Consider the following 23,109-nt stretch of genomic DNA (forward strand, 5'->3'; position numbering starts at 1 on the left):
TCCCGGTTTCCGCGGTTCTGGTTTGTAGCCCGGCTCTTAGGACGGCCGTGTCAGGATGGTGGGGCACTGGACATTGAGAAGAACGTGCTGTGCCACGGATCCCAGCAGCACCCGCAGGCCGCCCCGCCCGCGGCAACCCATGACCAGCAGCCGGGCGTCCCTGGCAGCAGCCACCAGCGCGTCCCCAGGGCCGAGACCGTCCTCCAGCCTTTCCTGCACGGATACCCCCGGGTAGCGTTCGTTGACCCAGCGAACGGCTTCAGCCAGGATGCCACTGTTCCGGGGAGATCGGGGCTCCGGACCCGAAGCATGAACGATGATCAGTTCTTCGTCCATACGCTGTGCCTCACTCGCCGCCAGATCCAAGGCAGTGAGCGAATCGGCGGAGCCGTCAACTCCGACCACCACGCCCGTGCGGACTCCGGATGCCATGTCCGGAACCACAGCGACCGGGCAGTTGCTTGTGACTGCGATCTGGAAACTGACGGAGCCGTATCCCTGGCCTTCCGTCCCTGGCCCGCGGTCGGTTCCGGCAACCAGCATGTCTGCTTCCGGGGACAGGCCAGCGAGGGTTTCTGCGGGTTCTCCGGACAACTGCGTGGATGAGACCTCCAACGAAGGGTACGCCTCTGCGAGCCGCCCGGTTTCGCTGCCCAACAGGTCGCTGGCACGTTCCAGGGCCAACTTTCGTTCACCCTCCACGGGAAACGCCCAGTCCGGCGGAACCACATGAACGAGGTTGAGCCCCAGACCAGGGGCATCAGCATGTGCCGCCGCCCAGTCTGCGACATTCCGGCCCGCCCTGGAACCATCAAGGGCTGCCACGATCTGCTTCTTCACGTAACGGCGTTCCCCTCGCAGTCCCAACAGTGATCGTTTCCACTATCTGCGCGAGTGGCCGCAGCCGCAAGGGCCGGAAGTCCTTCCCGCCGCCTGCAGAAGTGCGTTAGGGTCCTCAGCAGAGAGCTGGAAGCTCCCACTGGACGTCGGCGGGAAGGATCATGATGTGCAAGTTCTTGTGCTGAACCCCGGCTCCTCATCGCTAAAATACCACTTGAGGGACACCGCGCACCCCACAGGGCAGGACAGCGTCCTGGCTTCGGGACAGGTCAATTTGCCACCGGATAGCCGCTATGAGCCCTCCCGCCTGCACGAGACCTTTGAAGAAATCGGTGCCGCAGTGGCCAAGAACATGGGTACAGGATCTCCGGAGGCAATCGGACATCGCGTCGTTCACGGCGGTGACCGGTTCAGCACCCCGGTATGCGTCACGTCAGACGTTGTGGCGGCAATTGAAGGGCTGAGTCCTTTGGCGCCGCTGCATAACCCCTCAAGCGCCGCCTGTATGAAGACTGCTGGAGAACGCTGGCCGGGGGTCCCCCAGGTGGCTGTCTTCGACACAGCGTTCCACCGTTCCATCCCTGAATTCGCAGCCCGCTATGCCATTCCGGAAGACAGCTATACGGAGCACCCCGTCAGGCGGTATGGGTTCCACGGCATTTCCGTGGAGATGGCATGCCGTGATGCGGCTGCGTTTCTTGATGTGGCCTGTCCTTCGCTGAACGCAATAGTGGCGCACGTGGGTAACGGCGCATCGGTGACGGCAGTCAGGGAGGGCCGCAGCGTGGACACCTCCATGGGTATGACACCACTGGAAGGCCTGGTCATGGGTACCCGGTCAGGGGACCTGGACCCTTCCATCATCGTGTTGATGCAACGTGCGGGAGCCACTGCAGACGAAGTCGACGCTGTCCTCAACCACCAATCGGGCCTCCTGGCATTGGCCGGAACGGCGGACATGCGCGAAATTGGCGCGGCGGTAGGGCGGGGGGAGCCCAGGGCGGTTCTCGCCCTCGAAACTGCTGCCTACCGTCTCGCCAAGTACATCGCGGCCTACTCGATGGTGGTTCAGCGGCCCGACGCTCTAGTGTTCACGGGGGGCGTGGGGGAGAATTCCCATCTGTTCAGGGCCAAGGTCCTTTCCTGGCTGGGCCCGTTGGGATTGCGCGTCTCCGCGGACGAGAATTCAGATGATGTGAAAGGTATCCGTGGGGTCAGCACGGATGATTCCACATTTCCTGTGCTTGTGGTGCCCAGCGACGAAGAGCGCGCGATCGCGGAAGCAACGGCTTCACTTCTCGCTGAACACGAATAGGAAGGATTGCAAGATGAGGCCAAGCACGCCGGACACCCGCCAGATTTCCGGACCGGAGTCCGAGGACTTTGAACAGCTCAACCGATACTGGGCCGCTGCGAACTACCTCACCGTGGCACAGATCTACCTCCAGGAAAATCCCCTTCTACGCGAACCATTGGAAGCCCGGCACATCAAACCCCGGCTTCTGGGCCATTGGGGGACCAGCCCCGGGTTGTCTCTCATTTATGCCCACCTGAACCGACTTATCCGTCGCACGAGCGCGGAAGTCCTCTTGGTGACTGGCCCTGGCCACGGAGGCCCCGCCGTCGTTGCCAATACGTATCTTGAGGGCAGCTACTCAGAGATTTATCCGGCTGTTGGCAGGGATCTTGAAGGGCTGAGGCGCCTAGTAAGGCAATTTTCGACCCCTGGCGGGATCCCCAGCCATGTCGGCCCGGCCACGCCCGGTTCCATCCACGAAGGCGGTGAACTGGGCTACTCGCTAATGCATGCCACCGGAGCCGCCATGGACAATCCGAACCTTATAGTTGCCTGTGTTGTCGGGGATGGAGAGGCAGAAACAGGGCCCTTGGAGGGTTCATGGAAGGCGCCGGCATTTATTAACCCGCTCCGCGACGGCGCGGTCCTTCCTATTCTCCACCTCAACGGATACAAGATCTCAGGTCCCACGGTCTTGGGCCGTCGCTCGGACCTGGACGTCGCAGCGTTGCTCGCGGCGCATGGCTGGGACCCCATCACTGTTGCAGGAGACGATCCGGACCTCGTCCACCCAGCCCTGGCCTCCGCGATGGATTCGGCGTACATCTCCATCCGGGCCATCCAGTCGCATGCCCGCCAAGAAGGCGTGATAGGTCCGGCCCGATGGCCTGCCATTATCCTTCGCACGCCCAAGGGTTGGACGGGGCCGGTCGCAGTGGACGGCGTGCCGGTTGAGGGAACCAGCCGTTCACATCAGGTGCCGTTGGGTGGAGTAAGGGAAAAGCCTGAGCATCTGGCGCAACTGGAGACCTGGATGCGCTCCTACCGTCCGGAGGAACTCTTCGACGACCAAGGGCGCCTTATCCCTGAACTGGCGGCATTGGCTCCCGACGGCGGCCTTCGCATGGGGGCGCTGCCGGCGAGCCGCGGGGTAGGGGGTGGAGACCTCGCGATACCCGACCTTGGCCGGTACGCCGTCGGGGCTGTTCCGCGCGGAGCGTTGATGCACGAGAGCACCAAACCACTCGGGGAGATGTTCCGGGACATCTATATCGAGACTGCCGATGATCCCATATTCCGCCTTTTCTGCCCGGACGAAACCAATAGCAACCGGCTTGGTGCAGTCTTTGAAGCCACGGACAGGTGCCTGCTGGAGTCGCCCGTTAACGGTGCTGTCTCCCTGGCCGAGGATCATGTCTCGGCCAGCGGCCGGGTCATGGAGGTCCTCTCGGAACACCTGTGCCAAGGCTGGCTCGAAGGATATGTGCTAACAGGAAGGCACGGCTTCTTCGCAAGCTACGAGGCATTCGCGATGGTGGGCGCCTCCATGACAGTCCAGCACGCCAAATGGTTGCAACATTCCAGGGAGCTGGACTGGCGCCAGCCTGTCCCGAGTCTGAATATCCTGCTGACCTCTACATGTTGGCGAAACGATCACAACGGATTCAGCCATCAGGGACCGGGGCTCATCGACACGGTCCTATCCCTGTCCGGAAGTGTCATCAGGGTCTACCTCCCGCCGGATGCCAATACCCTGTTGGTTGCGGCGGAACACATGCTCAGGAGCAAGGATTACGTAAACCTCGTTGTCATCGACAAGCAGGAGCACCCCCAGTATTTGACGCTTGCCGAGGCGAGGGAGCACGCTGCCGTTGGTGCATCCATATGGGGGTGGGCCGGGAATGAATCGGGCGGCAGTTCACACGTCCCTGCAGAACCTGACATCATCCTGGCCTGTGCCGGGGATGTTCCTACCCAGGAGACATTGGCCGCCGCCTGGCTTCTCCGGCGTCACGTTCCCAAGCTCACTGTGCGGGTGGCCAACGTCATGGATGCCATGGTCCTCCAGCCTGAGGATGCGCATCCCCACGGGCTCTCACGTGAGAAGTTTGATGAGATCTTTACTACGGACGTGGACGTGGTGATGGCGTGGCACGGATACGCGCGGGCCCTCCATCAACTCCTGCATGGGCGCCCAAATCCAGAGAGATTCCACGTCCGCGGTTACAACGAACAAGGGACCACCACCACCCCCTTCGACATGGTGGTCCTGAACAGGGTCAGCCGCTACCACCTCGTTATGGAGGCGCTACGCCGGGCCCGCAGGCAATTCATGGGCAGCGACGAACTCCTGGAACATTGCCGGAGCCAGCTTGACGCCCACGCAGCCTACATTCGGGAACATTTCCAAGACCTTCCAGAGATCAGGAACTGGGTGTGGTCGGAGCCGGATTCCTAACGGACTTCGATCACGCCCATCATTCCCAGGTCTTCGTGGTCAAGAATGTGGCAGTGGTAAACGGAGCGCCCGACGAAATCATCAAAGGCCACGCGGACCGTGACCCTGCCGTTCGCGGGGACGTTCACCACATCCTGACGTCGAACGAAATCCAGTGCCTGACCGTCTTCTTCGATGATCTGCATGGGCCACACGTGAAGATGGAAGGGATGGTCCATGGAGCTGCCGTTGACCAAGGTCCATTCCTCGACGCTGCCCACCGAAGCTATGGTGTCCGTCCTGGTTGCGTCGAACTGCCTGCCATTGATCGTGAATCCCATCATCCCCATACCCATCCCGGCACCGAATGTCAGGCGACGGTGGACCGCGACCGGGGACGACCTTAGGTCCGCGCGTTGGCTTCCCGCGGGCACCACCGGCCAAGGCCCTGCTTGCTTGCCCGCAACCCGTAACGTGGCCAAAGGCGTACTGTCATTGTCCTCAGTACCTGGCACCCGCGATCCTTCAGTGCCCGGCATTCCCGGCATGACGCCACGATTGTAGTGTGTGGCTCGCAAGACCGCTTCGCCGGTGACTGTTGTGACCAGCAGGTCGGCCCGGTTGCCGGGAGCGAGCAGCAGGTCCTCTGTCGCAAGTGGCTGTGGGAGGCGGCCGGAGTCTGTCGCCAGCAACTGAAGGCGCTGGCCGTCAATGCTCAAACGGAGGTAGCGGGCAGCACACGCATTGATGATCCGCCACCTTTCACGTTCCCCGGGACGTGCCTCCAACCGCGGATTGAGTTGGCCGTTGACCAGGAGGAGCGTGCCTTCGCGGCCAGCCATCCTCTCCATTTGAGACACCTGTTGGATGTTCCCGAAAGGGTCCAATGTGGTGTCGGAAACCACCAGGATCCTTTCACGAACCGTGCTGATGGGCTCAGGGTCCTCAACGATGATCGCTCCAAAGAGGCCTCCAAAGACCTGGTCGGCCACATTGCCGTGATGATGGGGGTGGTACCAGTACACGCCGGGTGGATGGTCGTCAGGTAGCCGGTACTCATAGCCGAAGTCTCTGCCGGGGCCTACCACGGTAAAAGCATTGTCGCCTTGGCCTTGGGGCGAGACATGCAGTCCGTGGACATGGAGGTTGGTGGCTTCACGGAGGTTATTGACGAGGTGGATTCTTAGGACGTCGCCAGGTTGGATCCGAAGCGTTGGACCCGGTATTTCGTGGTTGTAGGCAAGGGCGGATGCTTGTCGTCCCGCGAGCTGCACAGGGCCGTGACTCGCTTCAAGCTGGACGTCCAGTCTGCCTGCCGAACTTTTCAAAACGGGCGGGTAGGTCAAATCGGGTTCAGCGGTGGAGGTGGTGGGACGGGCCAGCGTCATAACGAGGCCTGTCACGCCCATGACAGTGCTCGCCAGCCCCAGACTTCCCAGCAACAACGCCGAGCGTCTGCTGAGGGGCTCCATCAGGGTCCTTCACCGAGAACCTTGACCCGTTCGCGGTATTCGTCTGCGGTGAGTTCCCCCCTCGCAAAGCGTTCATCGAGTATTTGCCGGGCCGGGCTTCGTCCGGGGGACTGTAAATCCGAAGTATGGCGTGACCCGGTTCCGTACCCCGCGCCGAACATCCGGACTGCAAGAAGCACAAGTATCGCAAGGCCGATGAGCGTGAGAAGCCCCCAGATCCACATCCAACCGTTGCCCATGCCATAGCCCCACATCATGACAAGAACCTTTCACCTCACGCAGTCACTGCTGTGTACCCGATGTGCGGGCGGGTTCGCCCGCCTCTTGCGGCTGCCCCCTCTCAGATTGCGGCCCATCCGTTGTCCGAGGGGAGCACACTCCCGTTGATATTCGATCCGTCCCGGCTCAGCAGGAACGCTATGCCGGCCGCGAGTTCCTCGGCTTCTGCGATAGGCGGCACATTGGCCTGCATGAGCGGGCCAAGAACTTCAACCGCGAGCTGGGACTGGAACTCGGCATGGATATTGGTCCTTGTTCCGCCGGGGCAGATGGCATTCACGCGAATGCCCTTGCGCCCGTACATTACGGCCGAACTACGCGTGAGTCCGATGACTGCGTGCTTGGAAACGGTATAAGCTGCTCCTGCCGCGGAGCCTCGGAGTCCGGCTTCCGATGACACATTCACGATTGAGCCGTATCCGGCGTCGAGCATCAAGGGGACCACCGCGCGCATGAGGCGCATCATCGACGTGAGGTTCACGTTGAGAACCCGCTCCCATGTCGCGTCGTCTACCTCATGAACAGGCTGAAAACTGTCCATGATGCCAGCGACGTTCGCCAAGGCGTCAACCCTTCCGTTCACTGCGGCGACGACACGCCGCACGGCGTCCTCTGCGCTGATATCACCCGCCGCGGGCACGAGGTCCAATTCTGAATGATCGGCAACAAGCCGGTCCAAGCCATCCTGGCTCACATCGCTGGCGATGACGTGCCCGCCTTCCCTTGCAACGCGCAGCGCGGTCGCACGACCGATGCCAGAGGCTGCCCCGGTGACGATGACGGTCTGACCGTCAAACCGGCCAGGTGTGACAACTTCGTGCCATGCGGGCATGGGACGCTCCTTCTACATTCAGGTCCCCGGAACGCCGAACCAGCATTTTGAGGAATCCGGCTGCCGTGTTTGGCTCGCCTTTTGCCAGCTGGAAGCCCCGTGGACTGGGTAGTGTATTTGTTCCTAAGTCGTGTATGTGTCCTTAAGCAATAGCGTGCGGCGCGGACAAAGCGGCCAACAAGTGCTGAAAGTCCCTATGCTTCCGAGCATGCCTCTACGCTGTGCTCATGAGTGAAACAAAGACAACGTGGCATGGGCAGCATAAGGCGGGTCTGAGCCGAGGTGAGCGCGCGGCAGACCTCCTTCGGAATGGCATGGGCAGCTGGACTTTCGTTGGGCTCTTTCTAGTATTCATGTCAGTTTGGGCTGCCATGAATACGTTTATTTTTGCCAATCAGGCATGGGACCCCTATCCGTTTATTCTCCTGAACCTCTTTTTGTCCATGCTGGCCGGTCTCCAAGGTGCCATACTGCTGATTGCTGCAAAGCGGCAGGATGCGATAGCCGCAGCCATGGCTCTCCACGATTATGAAACGGACACGCAGGCGAAGACCGAGATCGATCGGCTGATGGCCGTCAACAGCCAGCAGTTGGAACTACTTGAGGAGCTCCGGGTCCTGCTGCTGGAGCCGCGAATGTCAGGGACAAACGACGGCGGAACAACCCCGCCGGTCCCGGACGCCTAAACGGGGTTGCTGGAAACGTCCAGCGACGTAGAGTGGAAATGCTTGGCTTTGGCACCCCGCTCGCTCACGTGGCAGGAAACAGGAGACGCTATGCATCACGACGCGCACAAAGATCCGGCAGCAGAACGCCGCGCACTCCAGGCCGTTGAGCATCATCACGCCGAGATGCTTGGGAAGCTGCGGGAGCTCGTGGCCACGCTCGTACGGGCGGTCGAGGAGCGTGACTCCAACGCCGAGCATCACGCACAGGAGGAGTTGCTTGCCTGGTGCCAGCATGAGCTGATTCCGCACGCTTTGGCAGAGGAAGGTCCCCTTTATGGAGGCCCCAGGAAAGCTTTAGAGGGCAGGCTTCTGGTTGAAGGCATGTTGGCAGAGCACAAAGCAATTGTCCGTCTGGTGGAACAACTTAGTGTTTCCCGCGGTGTGAAGGCTGCGGTGACCGGCGGCGTCATAGAAGAACTCTTCGCCTTGCACTTGGATAAGGAGAACAACCTCCTCATGCCGTTTATCGCTGATTCCGCTGAACTTTCACTGGCGTCCGCCGTTGAAGGGCTACACGAACTGGTCGGTGAAACCCATACTCACGCTCACGATCACAAACAAAGCTGAGAAGCCTGACTTTGTGCACGGATTGTGTTGTACGGGCCCTTCGGGTTGAGTCGCTCACCCGAGTTCACGCGTAGTTTTTCGGCTGGTTTCCGGCCCCGCGAAGGCTGCGATAGCGCCAAGGATCCCTACGGCCAGGCACAACCATACTGCCGGCTGCCAGGAGCTTGGCCCGGCGCCGAGTGCTTGGGCGATGGTTGGGGCGAAACCAGCCGCAACCAAGCCGAGCATGAGGCCTACAGCCATCCCCGTATACCGCACCTTTGCCGGGAATTGCTCGGCATAGTATGCGGCGCCGACGCCTATGGCCATGCTATAGAAGACGCTGATTCCCAGGACCGCCGCGATCAACATGAGCATGATATTGCCCGAGTCGATGGCGTTGAAGAGGACGAACAGGGTGGAAGTGGCACCCAAGGCGCCGATGATGTAAACCGGGCGTCGTCCAAATCGGTCCGCCCATACGCCAACCACGGGTGCCATGACCGCGGCACCAATGTTGCCTACAGAGACCGCTACCAGCATGGTGACGCTCGATACGCCTTGGTTCTGCGACACATAGGCCAGGGTGAACACGTTGAAAATGGTCCCGACGACGTTGATGCAGCTGCAGATGAGTACGCGAAGTGTAGCTTTCCAGTGATAACGCAAAAGGGTGACGATGGGGAGTGAATCCGTTTTGCCTTCCTCGCGTACTTCCTTGAAAACTTCGGGTTCTTCAAGATTTCGCCTGAGGAGGTAAGCGATTATGGTCAGGACGCCACTGAGAAGGAACGGGATACGCCATCCCCAGGAAATCAAGTGTTCCTGGGGCATTGCGGCCAGAGGCAGGAAGACCAGAGTGCCCAGTGACATGCCCAGCTGCATGCCGCTCATGGAGAAAGCAGTGTAGAACGCCCGTTTGCCGTCGGGGGCGTGCTCTACGGTCAGACTGCTGGATCCGGGCACCTCTCCGCCTGCTGAGATGCCTTGCAGGAGCCGGAGAAGGACCAAGAGAATCGGCGCGACTAAACCTATGGTTTGGTAGGAGGGCAGGATACCGATGAAGAAGGTGGCGGACCCCATCAACCCGATGGAGAGCATCAGGGCAAGCCGGCGGCCCAGACGGTCCCCGATGTGGCCCCAGAAGATAGCACCGAATGGGCGGGCGACGTAGGCAACACCGAAGGTTGCGATGGATACCAGGGCCCCTGCTCCGCCCGTCATGTCGGAGAAGAACACTTTGCCGAAGACAAGGGCCGCAGCGGTTCCGTAGATGACGAAGTCGTAGTACTCCAGTGCGCTGCCAAAGAAACCGGAGATAGCAGCACGGCGCACCCTCCGGGCCTTTTGTAGCCCCGCAACGTCTGCGATGGTTATTGACATTTTGTCTCCTTTTTCTGTTGCGAACGTTAGAGAGTGATGGGTTTCAGTCGAATAGTTTGTGGTCCCGCGGACGAGTCGAAGGTGACTGCGTATAGTCCATCGGGTCCGCCGTTGTAGGTAATTTCCGTGCCGAGTTCTTTTGTGCTGGCGACATCGCCCAGCCACTTCTGGAGGTCGGCTTCGCTGCCGCCGAGTTCGATGGATGTGACTCCGCCGCCCTTGTGGTCTCCCGTGCCTACCTGAACCGGCGCCAGACTCGAATGCCTGCCCAAGTCGGGGACGTAGTAGATGTTGGGTTTTCCCAAACGCCAGGAGTTCCAAAAGTCGGGAGCGTGCGGAATTGATGGTTTGTCGGCTGCGGGGACCATGGCGACTTTGCCACCGGATATTCCTTCCATCGGCGCAATTCCGTGCGCTTTGGCGAATTGGTGGATGTCGTCCAGCGAGTCGGTGCGCAGGCACAGGCCTGCGAAGCAATCACCGGAAGCCGTTTGCCGCTCCAGTTCCAGGGCCATTGGGGCGCGGTCTGTGATCATCCGGTGATCGACTATGCTCTCTACTTCGATGTAGACGTAGTTGCCCAGTGAGATGATCTTTTGGCCCAATCCCAGCCCTGGAAAGTAGCCGCCATCGGAGGAACCGATACCGGTTTCGCGGCTGAGTTCCACGGTGGTGCGGTATAGGTTGTCTGACCAGACAGCAATGTGATCGAGTGTGATCACTTATGGCTCCTTGGGTTTGAGGATTAACAGGTTTTCGGGTCCTGTATCAGGACCGAGACAATGCGGTCTGGACTGGTGTTCTGAACGCCCGTGCGTATTGGTGGGGGTACCTCACCGGTCCGCCTAATTGCTCGCTCGCTTCCTGGGCCCAATTGGGGCTGCGAAGCAGCTTCCGTGCCAGGAAGACGGCGTCGGCCTTTCCCGAGGCAATGATGTCGGCTGCCTGTCCAGGTTCGGTAATGAGCCCTACAGCTGCTGTTGCGATGGACGCCTCTCTGCGGATCCGATCGGCGAATCCCACCTGGTAACCAGGCCGGACGGGAATCTGCGCGTCGGGCACCAACCCTCCGGTTGAGACGTCGATCAGGTCGACACCATGGTCCTTCAGGGTCTTCGCGAGGAGGACCGACTCGTCACTGGTCCAGCCGGTGCGTTCGTCGCCGGTGTCCCCGGCCAGCCAGTCGGTCGCTGAGACGCGGAAGAACAGGGGCTTATCGTCGGGCCATTCCTGCCGGACAGCGTCAACGACTTCCACCGCCAACCTCAACCGGTTGCCAAGAGCTCCGCCGTATTCGTCGGTGCGGTGATTGGACGCGGGCGATAGGAACTGGTGGATCAGGTACCCGTGGGCGCCGTGGAGTTCCAGCACATCAAAGCCCGCCATATGGGCCCGACGGGCGCTGTGAGCGAAGTCCCGGACGAGGGCGTGGATTTCCGCCCGGGTTAGTTCCTTCGGCGCTGCGATGGTCCCGAACGGCACTGCGCTGGGACCCACACGGTCCCATTCCATTTCTTCAGGGCGTTCGCCTCCCCACGGGCGGCCGCTGGCGGCTTTGCGGCCTGCATGCACCAGTTGGATGCCGACGGCGGTCCCGTGGTCGTGAAGGAATTCGATGATTCTGCGGTGGGAGATTGCCTGCTGGTCGTTCCACAGGCCCAGATCATATTGGCTGCTTCGCCCCCTCGGGTTGATAGCGGTTGCTTCGACCATGGCCAGACCTACGCCGCCCAGTGCGCGGGCGGCGAGGTGCTGGAAATGCCAATCGGTGGCTGCTCCGGTTTCGGGGCCAGTCGGATTGGATGAGAACTGCATCATGGGAGACATCCAAATACGGTTGGGTATGGTGAGTTGCCGAAGAATAATGGGGTCGAACAGCTCAGTCATCGTGGCCCCTTCGATCTCGGGCCAGGCCCAGGAATGTCTGACCACTACGCTGCAGTGCGGCTCGGTCCAAACCGCCTTTGTCCACGAAAGCGGGCAGGTTGCTTTCTGCCATGTCGAATGGGTAGTCGGTTCCACAGAGGATCCGGTCTTGTCCGGCGTGTGCCGCCAGCAGATCGAGCGTGTTTTGGTCGTGCGTGACGGTGTCGAAGTACGCGGAGCGGAAAAGTTCCCGCGGATCGCTGGAACTACCCGCACGGACATCCGCCCGGGCATGCCATGCGTGTGACCATCTCCCCAGAAGTGCGGGAGCGCATCCGCCGCCATGGACGAAACAGATCCGCAGATCAGGCAGTTCTTCAAGGACGCCACCAAGGATCCCCGCAGCCACAGCCGTTGCTGTCTCCACGGGGTTGCCGATGAGGTTCGCCAAGTAGTGGGAGGACCATTCCGGACGTGGCAGCTGCATGGGGTGAACGAGCACCGCCAGACGGTGTTCGGCCGCCGATTCCAGCACGGACCGGAGCACGCCGGTGTCCAGTGACTCTCCCCGCAGAAGCGGCGGGATGGCGACCCCCGCAAGGACGCCGGCTTTGGCGATGCCGGCGACTTGTCGCACTGCACTGGATTCGTCATCGAGCCGGGTCAGTCCCAGGCCAGCCAGGCGACCGGACGACTCGGCGACCACCTTTGAAAGACTCGCGTTGTAGTCCTCGACGTAGTTCTCTGACGATGAGTTCACGGCGAAGGCGAACGGTGGTGGCGACACAGCCCGCAGCGAGATTTCATGGGCGTCCATATCGGCGATGATCGCGTTGACGTCGCTCATTGCCTCTGTCCGGATAGACAACGGCAGGTCTCCCAGGAACAACTCCCCATCTTGGTCCCGCATGGCACCATATGGAGAGCCGGATGGGAGTCCGAACAAGTCCGAAGGTAACCAGTGGGCGTGAACGTCGATCAAACCCGCGCTCATGCCGCGTCCAGCGGCAGCGGCTCGTTGTAGGAGTCGAGGTGTTCGACGGTGGTGAAAACGAGGTCAGTCTGACCGATGTTCTCAATGTCGTGAAGCAGGTACTCGCCGGCGCCGAAGTGGAAGTGCCGCGTCTCACCGGCGGTGTACGAGACATCACGGGTTGTGCCGTCATGGGTATGCTGCCTGCTGCTGCCGGCGTTGACGGCGGTCCAGAAGTAGTCAAGAACATGGCGGTGGGCATGCCAACGTTCACCCGGCGCGAGCCGGATTTCCCAGACCCTGACCCGGTCATTGTGGCTGAGCAGTTGGGACCCGACGTGTGCGTCAAAGGCATGGGATGCGAACTCTCGGCGGAGGTCCTCGGACCATCCTTCGTAGTTCTCTCCGACAAGGGTTCCTGCAAGGGGAAGATCGCTGAGGAAGCTGTTGGCCGTCATAGTGAGGTCCTTTCCTGGGTTGTTGTGATTAGCGTCCGGGGCCGTAAAGGCCAAATCGAAGATCCTGGTCGCCCGGGGTCCAGGTGTTCGTGAACTGTGACCGTTCGCCCATGGCTTTTACACGCGTGAGCAGGTTGCTGCTCAACTGGAGCTGGCCCGGTTCCCATTTCTCGAGCGCTTCGGCGATATTGCCTGCCGCAGCTGTCAAGGCTTCACTGAGGGCCCAAGCATCGGCGGCCGCCTTGGCTGTGCCGGCAGCTGCATGTGGTCGGGCGGCACAGGCGGCATCTCCGATGAGTGCGACGCGCCCATTGGCCATTTTCGATGCCCGTGAGTCCCAGACCACCTGGATGAAGGGGGACTCCGTGGAGGTGACCAGTTCAGCTGCCGCCGGTGCGAGCAGACGGGACGCGGCCTGCCGCATTTCAGTCACGTACCGGTCCTGGACCTGGTTGGGGTGCACGGAGACTTTCCCGGGGAATCCTTGCTTGCTGATGAGCATTTCGTCTAGCTCAAGACCTTCTGGAACGTTGCGGTACCAGACGTAGTTCATGAGACGCTGTCCTTTACCAAGTCCCCTGTCGCTGGGAATGGGATACATCGTGATCTGGGAATGGGGAACGACGTTGTACGTGACGGCGTCATTGAGCAGGTTTGCCGTTTCTGCCGAGAGATCTGCCTCGTCGACGGTCCCGCGCCATCCGATGTAGCCGGAGTATTCAAGGGTGACATCCGGATCGATTCGAGCCCGGTTGGCGGAGGTGATGCCGTCAGCGACGACAACCAGGGCGGCCTTTTCTTCCCTGCCACTGACGAACCGTACGGTGACTGAATCCTCGTCCTGATCGAAACCGCAGGCGAACTCTCCCAGATGGTAGTGGTCTCGTCCGAAGTCCGTGAGCAAGGCGCGGTAGAACGTGCCCCACGATGTGTGGGACCAGGACCGGGCTTCCCGGTCAATAATGCGGTTTTCGCCGTCGAGATATTGAACCCAGCTCGTTGTGGTGCTGACGTCTTCGGGCCGTTGGGAACTGCGTTCCTGGAACCATCGCAGAGTGTCCGGTTGCAGAACGATGCCGCCCCCACGTCCGTCCAGGTCTGTTGGTGTCCGTTCGTAGATGTCGACGTCGAATCCGAGGTCGCGGAGCAGCAGGGCAGCTGTGAGTCCCCCGATCGATCCTCCGATAACAAGTGCACGCGATCCTTCATAGGCGCTCATGACGAAATTCCTTTCAATGTGGTTTGGTTTTCACGGGCGCCTGCTTGGGCATCCGTTGGTAGGTCCGCGTCGCGGGTTTCGGGGGCAAAGTACAGGCCAACGAGGGCGAGGATTCCCGTGGAGGCCAACACTGCCGTTGCCACTCCGAGATTGCCTCCAAACCACGAGGATGCGATCACACCTGCTACGAGCGGGCCAGCGGCGGTGACATAACGGCCGATGCTGTTGGCCAGGGCAATCCCACTTGCCCGCATGCTCGGTGCGAACATTTCGGGACCGTAAACGAAGTTCCCGGAAAGGGCGCCGAACAGCCCAAAGCCAACGATTGGAATGATGATCAGGTAGGTGGCATAGGAGTGCTCGAAGGGAAACAGGTAAGCGACGCTGGCCCCGGCAATGAGGAAGCTGACAAGGAAGGCCTTCTTGCGTCCTATGGCGTCGGCGATAAAGCCCCAGGATGCGTACCCGAGTATTCCGCCGGCGTTGAACAGCATGGATGAGATGGCGACGCGGTGGTTTGCCTCTTGCATTGGGAGCGATTCAGCGATGGTCATGTCGCGAATGATTTGGGGGTACCAGGTGGACACGCTCCAAAAAGCGAGGAGGGCGCCAGTGGCCAGGGCGGTACAGATGAGCGTCGCCCGTAGATGTGGCGGTGAAAGAAGCCTGCCGAGAACAAATTGGTCCTCAGGTCCCCGCGAGGTATTGCCCTTGCGTTCTTTGCGCTTGGCGATGACGTCTTTGATCTCTTCCGGTTCCGGGACATAGCGTCGCAGGAACCAGACCAGGAAGGCCGGAACAACCGCGAGGACCAACATGAAGCGCCACCCGTTTTCACTGAGCAGGCCGTAGGCCAGCGCTGCCATGAAGAATCCGCCTGCGTATCCGGACATCATGACCCCGCAAGCCCGTGCACGGTATCTGTTGCGCCATACTTCTGCGACCAGCGCCGCCCCGACAGGGGCTTCGACGCCCGACCCGAGGCCGGCAATGAAACGGAGTATGCCAAGCTGCCACCATGTATCTGCGAACGCGGCAGCGGCGGTGAAGACTGCGTAGGTCAGGATGCCGATCGACAGGACGCGGACGCGGCCGAAGTAATCTGCCAACACGCCGAAGAGGATTCCGCCGGTAGCCCAGCCCGCAAGGAACAGGGCAACGGTCAGTCCTCCGTATACGCCGATTTGTGCTGAATTGACCATAATTGCCGAGTGCGGCAATAGGTCCGTCATGGCCGGTCCCAGGACCAGCGCGTAGAGACTTCCGGCGAAGCCATCGAGGGCCCATCCCATGGTTGTGCCGAAAAGTACCAACCATTGCACCCGGGTGATTTGTTGTCGCCAGCCAGGCGTCACCTGAGTCGGTTTGTTCTGCGTCACTTTGTACTCCCTTCCGAGGATGCCGGCTGACTCAGTTCAAACGTCCAGGTGTGTCTGAGCCGTACCAGTCGACATTGGTGTCGGCTGTTCGTACAACGATTGTTTTGATCCAGGTGAAATCGTCGAAGGATTCTGTTCCCGCGTCCTTTCCAGCGCCGGATTCCTTGATGCCGCCCCATGGCAGGGATGGTTCGAGCCGGTGGTGGTCATTGACCCAGACCATGCCTGACTCAATGGCTGCCGCCACACGGTGGCCGCGGGCGAGGTCGTGGGTCCAGACGGCAGCGCCGAGGCCGAACCGGTTGTCGTTGGCCATCTCTATGGCTTCTGCTTCTGTGTCGAACGGAACGATCACGGCGACGGGACCGAAGATCTCTTCTTGAGCGACGCGCATGTTGTTCGTTGCATCGGCAAAAACGGTGGGCTGCAGGAAATACCCATTACGGAGGTCTTCAGGCAGGTCGGGAACATTGCCGCCGGCAACCAGGCGTGCACCTTCTTCTTGGCCTATGGAAATGTAGTCCAGGACCTTGCGGCGTTGCGTAGCGCTGATCATCGGTCCGATTTGGGTCTCCGGCTGTGCCGGGTCACCAATCTTGATGGCGTTGGCTCTGGCGACCAGCGCCTCAACGAACTCGGCATACCGTTCCCTTTGGACAAGAAAACGGGCACCGGCCACGCATGACTGCCCGGAGGCAACGAATGCAGCGAAGGCAGCACCTTCGGCGGCTGCCACAGGCTCATAGTCTCCAAAGACGATTACGGGCGTTTTGCCACCAAGTTCTGCGGTAATGCGTGCGAACCGTGATGCTGTGGCCACGGCCGCGGAACGTCCAGCCTCGGTCCCGCCGGTCAGTGTCACTTTGGCTACGTCCGAGTGTTCGCTCAAACCAATCCCTGCTTCGCGGCCGCCGGTGACAACGTTGATGACACCTTCGGGGACGCCCGCCTCTGTGACAATTTTGGCGATGGCGAGGGTTGTCAGTGGGGTCAGCTCCGATGGTTTGACTACCACTGTGTTACCGGTGGCCAAGGCAGCAGAAAGGCTTCGAGCGAGGATCAGTGCAGGGTGGTTGAACGGAGTGATAATTCCGCACACCCCGAGTGGGGTGCGCTTTTGGTAGGTCAGGTACGGACCGTCACTGGGCAGGACTGCGTCCCGTTGCGCGGCGAGAAGGGCCGCGTTGTAGCGGAACCATTCCGGTACGCGTGAGAGCTGGGCGCGCGTCTCAGTAATGGGGCGGCCATTGTTCTGTGTTTCGAGCGTGAACAGAGTTTCACTTGCAGCTTCCAGCGCGTCTGCTGCCTTAAGCAGGACTCTTGCCCGGTCGGTCCGGCTCATGCGGGGCCAGGGCCCTGCTTCAAAAGCCACACGGGCGGCGGCAACTGCTTTGTCGACGTCGATACGGACGCCGTCAGGCACCGTGGCTATCGGCCGTCCCGTGGCCGGATTGAAAATTGTCAGAGATGCCCCGCTCTCGGCAGGAACATCTTTCCCGTTGATGAACATGAGGTGCTCGATCATGGTTTCTCGTTTCTCGTCGTTCGTCAGCTTTGACGTTCTCGAAAGGATCCCTATCAGTATGCGATTCAGGTCACTGCAAAAGTATGTTCTGAGCAACACAATTATCTGTTTACTATGTGCCTAGGAACATCGTGGGTTAGACTCCTTGAATGACGCACCGCAGCCCTGGAGCCCAGGGATCGCTCGAGATTCATCGCTGGCTGGACAGTGTTCGGGCCATCACTCAGACGGTGGTGGCAGCTCAGCCGCTCACGCCTGTGCTAGACCTGATCGCCGACACTGCTGCGGGGCTCATGGGTTACGAATTCTGTGGAGTGCTCTTGCCTGACCCCTCCGGTCAGAGGCTAACCATTGAGGGTTCAAGTGGCCTTTCCCGTGAGTACATCGACCAAGTCAATGCGGATCACCCTGTCCTGTTGAACCAAAGCGCGGGACCTGAAGCTCCTTCCAGCAAGGCCTTTCGAACGGGTGCGCCCGTTGCGATTGCAGACATCCAAGCGGAGCCGCAATTTGCGCCCTGGGGAGGCGTCGCGCGGGAGCAGGGGTACCGGTCCATGATCTCCGTGCCTTTGCTTGAGTCGGGTCAGGGAGTCATTGGGACGCTGAACTGCTATCGCAGTGGTATCCACAAGTTTGGTCAACAAGAGATCGCCCTTCTGGCGGTACTGGCAGACCATGCGGCGATAGCACTCACGACTTCCCGCCTGCGATCGGCCGAAGCCATCCGGATGGAGGAACTCGTGCTACTCAACCGGGAGCTCCACACGCAGAGGGATCTGCTGGAAAAATCTGAAGATATTCACCAAAAACTCACTGACATTGCTCTGAGGGGTGGCGGTGTTCCCGGCATAGCCGCTGCACTGTCGATTCTTATATCGCGTCCGGTTTTGATCGAAGATTCCCAGGGAGCCGTGATTGGTCGATCCGATCCCGACGCAGGATTCCCCGACGACAGAACCAGGACTGGCATGAGGGATGAGGGGTCAGCCAACTTCAAGGTGTTTCCGGTGCTGCTCAATGAAAGTGAAGTTGCCAGGATTTGGACCGTGACCGAGGCCGGACCGTTGACTCCCCTCGAGACGCGCGCCGTTGAACACGCCACGGTGATTACTTCTCTCGAACTTCTTAGGGTGCGAACCGCCGAAGAAGCTCAATGGCGACTCCAAGGTGAGGTCCTGAATGACTTGCTCGGCGGAGAGCCTTCCGCGCTGGACACCATCCATGCCCGTGCCGAGCGCCTGGGCCACGACTTGAGCATTGACCATACGATGGTCGGCCTGTCTTTGTCCGGCGTGGCACAAGGCGATAAGGACGCGTGCCTGCAGCAGGGGCTCCGACGGATCAACGCCTGGGCCTCAACGCTGAAACCGCGCCCGCTTTGCGCCATCCATCACGACAGAATTGTCGTGTTGCTGCCGACCTCCCTTGAGAGTTCTACAACGGATGCGACGATGGTGGAGAGGATCCGGAAAATGGCGGCGTCACGCCGGCCACACGCCACTGCGACCGCTGTATCGCGCGGACCCATCACGGGCATCAGCATGTACCCCCGGGCCTATAGGTCCACCTCCGGGGCCCTGAACATGCTCGCTCTGGCTGGCCGAACTGACACATCAGTCACCTTTGACGACCTCGGCCTTCTGGGCCTGCTATTGCAACTCGACGATTCCAGCCAGCTGCTCCGGTACACGGAACGGTCCCTCGGTCCCGTCCGTAGGCACGACGAGTCCCGTGGAACTGAGCTTCTGAAAACCCTCAGAACCTACTTTTCCGCAGGGCAAATAAGCATGGACACGGCGCGACTGCTGCAGGTCCATCCGAACACAGTGGCGCAACGGCTGCGCCGTATACAGACCCTGACGCAGAAAGACCTCTCCCGCCCGGACCACGCAATGGACCTCGCCGCAGCCTTGTCCATTGGCGACATTGCCGATACCAGCCCACAACCCGCTCAGGTCTAAGTCCCAAGGAAGACAAATGCTCTTCCAGCACGCGGGTGGAGGATGAAGACGCGGTGTTCCAGCTCGCTGCGGCACTGGACCGGCAGGGTCATGATCTTGGAGACATTCACGTTCCGCACGGCTACGTTAGGAGTGAGGAAGACGCGAGGAAAAGGACGTAGGGGTTCAATTGTGCAGAGTGGGCCGGTAGATCAGCTCCTGTATGTGGCCGTCGAGTGTCCGGTTCTCGATCAGCTCAAGGTCGAAGTCCTGCGCACCATGAAAAATCGGGCTCATTCCGGTCTGGCCAGTAATCACAGGGAAAATTGTCACTTGAACGCGGTCAACCAGTCCGGCGGCCATCAGTGCCCGGTTCATTGCCAGGCTGCCGTGTGAGCGCAATGGCACGTCGGATTCTTCCTTGAGTCGTGCGATGACGTCGACGGCGTCGCCGGTTACGAGCGTCGTGTCCGGCCAGTCGAGAGGTCCTCGCAGGGCGGATGACACTACTGTTGCCGGGAGATTGATCATCCGCGTCACCCATGGATCGCGGACCTCGGACTCCTCACTGCTTGAGGACAGCATCTCCACGAATGCCCGATATGTGTTGGCCCCGAAAACCATCCGCTGCTCCTGGCTGTATTGAGCGAGGCGGTGCTCAAGGAGTTCGGGACCCTGTTTGCCCCAGTAGCCGGTCCAGTTGCCGCTCGCGGCGCCGAAACCGTCGAGACTGGAGAATACGTCGAAGGTGTAGGTTGCTGACATGGTGCCCTCCTGGACGGGTTAGGTTCAATGCATCATCGTCCCCGCTATATGCCCTAGGTGGATGCCTCGGTTGCACCTGGCCCGGCCTGGACCTGGTCCAAAGCCATCAGTAAGCCGGCAGTGTCTGGGACGTCAAAGAAGGCGACATTTTGTCCCAGGCCAAGGCTGAGGAGGTCCAATCCCGTGTTCTGATACATGCCGAACAGGCCCATGGCGCCTTGATACCCGAAAGTCACACTCACATGTTGGCCGTCCCTGGACTTGTCCACCTTGGTTGGCAGGGCCCTCACGGGAGTGTCAGCGACTGACCTGTTCCCTGTGCAAACGATCGCCCGATTGTCGGTGAGTCCGTAGGCGGTGGCGATCTTCCGCCCCTTCTTGACAATGAAGCGGCCAAAAATAGAGTACAGGCCCACCAGGACGAACGGAATTCCCCAAATAATGAACAAAGGCGACTGCGTTCTGGTAATGGCCAGGGCCTCCCATACAACCGCAAATCCACCCCAGAGGATGCTGAAAGGCACGAGAAACGCATCAGCGCCCGTAAAACGAACCTTAGGGTCCGGTTGACCAACCCATAGGAGGCGTTCGCCGTGGCGTAGGAGTGGCAGAATCCGGCTTCTTGGATCATCCATGCAGGAGTGTTGCACAGTTGGTTCCGCTCTGAACAGGACCAAGTAATCCGCCCTGCATCGATATTGCTAGTAGTTCTACGAGCCGGGTATCCTCGCGGCATGTGATTCCGCTGGGGGATTCGCAAAGAGCCGGGGGGCTGCCGTGCGCCGTTCTTACACAATCGTTGCTGCTGCCATCGCCTTGGCTCTTGCCCAGCCCTTGTTCGCCTCGCCTGCCCGTGCCGACGACTCCTGGCACAACTTCATCCAAATCTGGTGGGACTTTGGTGAGGTCTACTCAGATCTCCCCACGATCACGGACGAGGGTCACGTTACCGTCTACGAGGGCGGCCCCGGCGAGGGCGGCACTGGATGGGAAGGCCAAGGCCTGGGCCCAGGCCCTACGGTCGTCCTGGACGCAGACGCCTTGGTCATGCCCGGTGATTGGGATGGCAACGGCAGCGCTGATTGGATGTTCCGCGACAGCGATGGCGGGTTGTTCTCGCTTTCCGGCACCGGCGGGGCTAAGCCGGTGCAAGTCGGCTGGGGCTGGGATGTAATGACAGCCATGGTTTCACCGGGAGACTGGAACGGTGATGGGCACCCCGATGTTCTTGCCCGCGATGGTTCGGGCGTGCTGTGGATGTACCGTGGCGACGGCATTGGTGGGTGGTTACCCGGACGCATCCAGGTTGGGTGGGGATGGAACATCATGGCATCCATCTTCAGCGGACATGACTTCAACGAGGACGATAGGCCGGACATTCTCGCGGTGGATGCAAACGGTGGAATGTGGCTCTATCCGGGAAACGGGACCGGCGGGTGGTTGGGCCGTGTACAAGTTGGGTGGGGCTGGCAAAAGATGGATCTCGTTGCCGCTCCCGGGGATTTTGACTACGACGGCCATGGCGATGTCATCGCCCGCGACATAGCTGGTTCCATGTGGCTCTATCCCGGCAACGGAGCCGGGGGTTTTACTTGGACGCGGCGGCTACTCAATATTTCAACGCCAGCACTCTTCGGCTAGCGGGCGTGGAACGCAAAGCCCTGTCGCAGTTTCGTCCTAGGCGGGCCTACGCCGGATGACGTGCCCCAGGACGGCTGCCAAGGCAAGGCCGGAGAGGATGGTTGCTGACCAGAACCCGGCACGCCCTCCGATCAGGAAGTCACCGGGAACTGCGAATGCTGCAAAGGTGGAGGCCACGATGGCCAGACCCACGGCACCGCCAAGTTGTTGCATCGTCTGGAACAGCCCGGAAGCAGACCCCGCATGCTCGGGCTCGACATTCCGGAGCGCGAGGTTTGTCAGTGGCATGAACGTCATGCCAGCCGAGATTCCCGTGCACAGCAGGGCAATCATGACGATCACGAAGGGCGTGTCGGGATTGAGCTGTGTGAGTGGCAGGAAGGCGACGACGCGAAGGGCTGCACCGATGATGACGAGGCGGACGGCCCCGAAGCGCTCCACGAGTCGAGGGACGATCCGCGACATCGCGAAGATACTCAGGGGCATCGGCAAAAAGGCCAGCCCGGTGACCATGGGCGCGAAGTGCAGATCATCTTCGAAGTACTGGACCATGAGGAAGAACATCGCAAGCATCCCGCCATACGTTGCGGCCATCGCGCCCAGGGCCGCCACTCGGCTCGGGCTTCGGAGCAGTTCGGGCCGGAGCAGTGGGTGGGAAACCTTACGCTCGGTGACGGCGAGCGCGGCAATCAGCACCGCGCCAGCCGCGAGTCCGCCAATAGTGTTCGGGTTGGACCAGCCGACGTCGCCTGCTTGAATGAGGGACCAGACAATTGCGACTGCGCCGCCTGTTGCGGTCACTGCTCCGAGTATGTCGAAGCGACCCTGCCTCCGTGGCGTTTCGTTGATAAGGCGCGGCACGGCAATGAGCACGATGATGCCGATCGGCACGTTGATGAAGAGGGTCCAGCGCCAATTGGTCAAATCTGTGAGGAGGCCGCCAAGAATGAGCCCGAGTGCGCCGCCCATGGAGGCGATAGCGGAGAATAAGGCAAGCGCCCGGTTCCGTGCGCCCTCGTCCCTCGCGCTCGTGGTCACGAGTGCGAGTACGCTGGGGGCCGCGAATGCGGCGCCGAGTCCCTGTAGCGCGCGTGCTATGACGAGAAGCAGGGGAGAGGTGGCCAGGCCGCCGAGCAGGGAGAAGAGCGTGAAGGCTGCGACGCCAACCAGGAAAGTGCGGCGGCGACCGAAGACGTCGCCGATCCGTCCGCCGAGCAGAAGGAGTCCTCCAAAGGCGACGGCGTAGCCGTTCAAGACCCAGCTGAGCTCTGCCCGGTTGAAGTGGAGGTCGGTGGCGATGTGGGGGAGTGCGACGTTCACGACCGTCGCGTCGAGGACAAGCATGAGTTGGGCGAGCATGACCAGCCAGAGGCCAATGCTGCCGGCGCGGCCGCTGGATGGTGCCATGCCGGCGGGCGCCCTTGTGGCGGTTGTGGGTGTCATGAGGGGTGTCCTGTTCTAGCCGAATGGCTGACGTACACTAAGAGGAGAGATGCTCCGCTTAGAACTATACGGAGACACTCTCCGTT

Annotated in this window: 21 protein-coding genes; 6 read left to right on the top strand and 15 right to left on the bottom strand. The window is 60.7% G+C overall.

Annotation, left to right across the window (positions count from 1 at the left end):
• Window positions 1-36: 36 nt before the first annotated feature.
• The gene (locus LDN75_RS12900; RefSeq protein ID WP_223932698.1) at window positions 37-840 is read right to left on the bottom strand and encodes a universal stress protein; all 804 of its coding nucleotides are present in this window, start codon (window positions 838-840) and stop codon (window positions 37-39) included.
• A gap of 166 nt (window positions 841-1,006) precedes the next feature.
• Here LDN75_RS12900 and LDN75_RS12905 point away from each other — a divergent pair, with 166 nt between their 5' ends.
• Window positions 1,007-2,155: an acetate/propionate family kinase gene (locus LDN75_RS12905; protein ID WP_223932699.1), complete on the top strand. Its 1,149-nt coding sequence runs from the start codon at window positions 1,007-1,009 to the stop codon at window positions 2,153-2,155.
• A 13-nt stretch (window positions 2,156-2,168) separates the two neighbouring features.
• On the top strand, window positions 2,169-4,595 hold the full coding sequence (locus LDN75_RS12910) for a phosphoketolase family protein (protein WP_223932700.1): 2,427 nt from the start codon (window positions 2,169-2,171) through the stop codon (window positions 4,593-4,595).
• Here the strand turns inward: LDN75_RS12910 and LDN75_RS12915 are convergent.
• From LDN75_RS12915 to LDN75_RS12925, 3 genes are all read right to left on the bottom strand, one after another.
• The gene (locus LDN75_RS12915) at window positions 4,592-6,046 is read right to left on the bottom strand and encodes a multicopper oxidase family protein (protein WP_223932701.1); all 1,455 of its coding nucleotides are present in this window, start codon (window positions 6,044-6,046) and stop codon (window positions 4,592-4,594) included. The genes LDN75_RS12910 and LDN75_RS12915 overlap by 4 nt on opposite strands.
• Window positions 6,046-6,303, bottom strand: coding sequence for an SHOCT domain-containing protein (locus LDN75_RS12920; protein WP_223932702.1), 258 nt, complete (start codon window positions 6,301-6,303; stop codon window positions 6,046-6,048). Before LDN75_RS12920 ends, LDN75_RS12915 begins: the two co-directional genes overlap by 1 nt.
• An 83-nt stretch (window positions 6,304-6,386) precedes the next feature.
• Window positions 6,387-7,157 (bottom strand): SDR family NAD(P)-dependent oxidoreductase, encoded by a 771-nt coding sequence (locus tag LDN75_RS12925; RefSeq protein WP_223932703.1) that lies wholly within the window; start codon window positions 7,155-7,157, stop codon window positions 6,387-6,389.
• 227 nt (window positions 7,158-7,384) lie between these two features.
• On the opposite strand from LDN75_RS12925, the gene LDN75_RS12930 reads away from it, so the two are divergent.
• Both LDN75_RS12930 and LDN75_RS12935 read left to right on the top strand, forming a co-directional pair.
• On the top strand, window positions 7,385-7,843 hold the full coding sequence (locus LDN75_RS12930) for a DUF1003 domain-containing protein (protein WP_223932704.1): 459 nt from the start codon (window positions 7,385-7,387) through the stop codon (window positions 7,841-7,843).
• Between the two features lie 90 nt (window positions 7,844-7,933).
• The gene (locus LDN75_RS12935) at window positions 7,934-8,452 is read left to right on the top strand and encodes a hemerythrin domain-containing protein (RefSeq protein ID WP_223932705.1); all 519 of its coding nucleotides are present in this window, start codon (window positions 7,934-7,936) and stop codon (window positions 8,450-8,452) included.
• A gap of 54 nt (window positions 8,453-8,506) precedes the next feature.
• Here the strand turns inward: LDN75_RS12935 and LDN75_RS12940 are convergent, their stop codons facing one another.
• From LDN75_RS12940 to LDN75_RS12975, 8 genes are read right to left on the bottom strand one after another with little or no spacing between them, the layout of a single operon-like run.
• On the bottom strand, window positions 8,507-9,814 hold the full coding sequence (locus LDN75_RS12940; RefSeq protein WP_223932706.1) for an MFS transporter: 1,308 nt from the start codon (window positions 9,812-9,814) through the stop codon (window positions 8,507-8,509).
• 26 nt (window positions 9,815-9,840) lie between these two features.
• Entirely contained in the window at window positions 9,841-10,536 is a 696-nt protein-coding gene (locus LDN75_RS12945) for a VOC family protein (protein WP_223932707.1), read from the bottom strand.
• Between the two features lie 46 nt (window positions 10,537-10,582).
• Window positions 10,583-11,701 carry an NADH:flavin oxidoreductase/NADH oxidase gene (locus tag LDN75_RS12950; protein WP_223932708.1) on the bottom strand — a complete coding sequence of 373 codons (1,119 nt, stop codon included), beginning with the start codon at window positions 11,699-11,701 and terminating at the stop codon, window positions 10,583-10,585.
• Entirely contained in the window at window positions 11,694-12,674 is a 981-nt protein-coding gene (locus LDN75_RS12955) for an amidohydrolase family protein (RefSeq protein WP_223932709.1), read from the bottom strand. Before LDN75_RS12955 ends, LDN75_RS12950 begins: the two co-directional genes overlap by 8 nt.
• Entirely contained in the window at window positions 12,671-13,111 is a 441-nt protein-coding gene (locus LDN75_RS12960; protein WP_223932710.1) for a hypothetical protein, read from the bottom strand. Before LDN75_RS12960 ends, LDN75_RS12955 begins: the two co-directional genes overlap by 4 nt.
• A gap of 28 nt (window positions 13,112-13,139) precedes the next feature.
• The gene (locus LDN75_RS12965) at window positions 13,140-14,330 is read right to left on the bottom strand and encodes an FAD binding domain-containing protein (RefSeq protein WP_223932711.1); all 1,191 of its coding nucleotides are present in this window, start codon (window positions 14,328-14,330) and stop codon (window positions 13,140-13,142) included.
• Window positions 14,327-15,709 carry an MFS transporter gene (locus LDN75_RS12970; RefSeq protein ID WP_223932712.1) on the bottom strand — a complete coding sequence of 461 codons (1,383 nt, stop codon included), beginning with the start codon at window positions 15,707-15,709 and terminating at the stop codon, window positions 14,327-14,329. The genes LDN75_RS12965 and LDN75_RS12970 overlap by 4 nt, the downstream gene beginning before the upstream one ends.
• 31 nt (window positions 15,710-15,740) lie before the next feature.
• Entirely contained in the window at window positions 15,741-17,234 is a 1,494-nt protein-coding gene (locus LDN75_RS12975) for an aldehyde dehydrogenase (protein WP_223932713.1), read from the bottom strand.
• A gap of 149 nt (window positions 17,235-17,383) precedes the next feature.
• On the opposite strand from LDN75_RS12975, the gene LDN75_RS12980 reads away from it, so the two are divergent.
• Window positions 17,384-19,195, top strand: coding sequence for a GAF domain-containing protein (locus LDN75_RS12980; RefSeq protein WP_223932714.1), 1,812 nt, complete (start codon window positions 17,384-17,386; stop codon window positions 19,193-19,195).
• Between the two features lie 165 nt (window positions 19,196-19,360).
• On the opposite strand, the gene LDN75_RS12985 is transcribed toward LDN75_RS12980, so the two are convergent.
• A complete protein-coding gene (locus LDN75_RS12985; RefSeq protein ID WP_223932715.1) occupies window positions 19,361-19,939 on the bottom strand; it encodes a dihydrofolate reductase family protein in 579 nt (192 codons plus the stop codon).
• Between the two features lie 53 nt (window positions 19,940-19,992).
• Window positions 19,993-20,463 (bottom strand): hypothetical protein, encoded by a 471-nt coding sequence (locus tag LDN75_RS12990; RefSeq protein ID WP_223932716.1) that lies wholly within the window; start codon window positions 20,461-20,463, stop codon window positions 19,993-19,995.
• 253 nt (window positions 20,464-20,716) lie between these two features.
• Between LDN75_RS12990 and LDN75_RS12995 the strand changes: the two genes are divergently transcribed.
• Entirely contained in the window at window positions 20,717-21,580 is an 864-nt protein-coding gene (locus LDN75_RS12995) for a VCBS repeat-containing protein (RefSeq protein ID WP_223932717.1), read from the top strand.
• Between the two features lie 36 nt (window positions 21,581-21,616).
• Here LDN75_RS12995 and LDN75_RS13000 read toward each other — a convergent pair whose 3' ends face one another.
• Window positions 21,617-23,023, bottom strand: coding sequence for an MFS transporter (locus LDN75_RS13000; protein ID WP_223932718.1), 1,407 nt, complete (start codon window positions 23,021-23,023; stop codon window positions 21,617-21,619).
• Window positions 23,024-23,109: the final 86 nt, after the last annotated feature.

It is taken from the genome of Arthrobacter sp. StoSoilB5 (assembly GCF_019977235.1).
Lineage (GTDB): Bacteria > Actinomycetota > Actinomycetes > Actinomycetales > Micrococcaceae > Arthrobacter.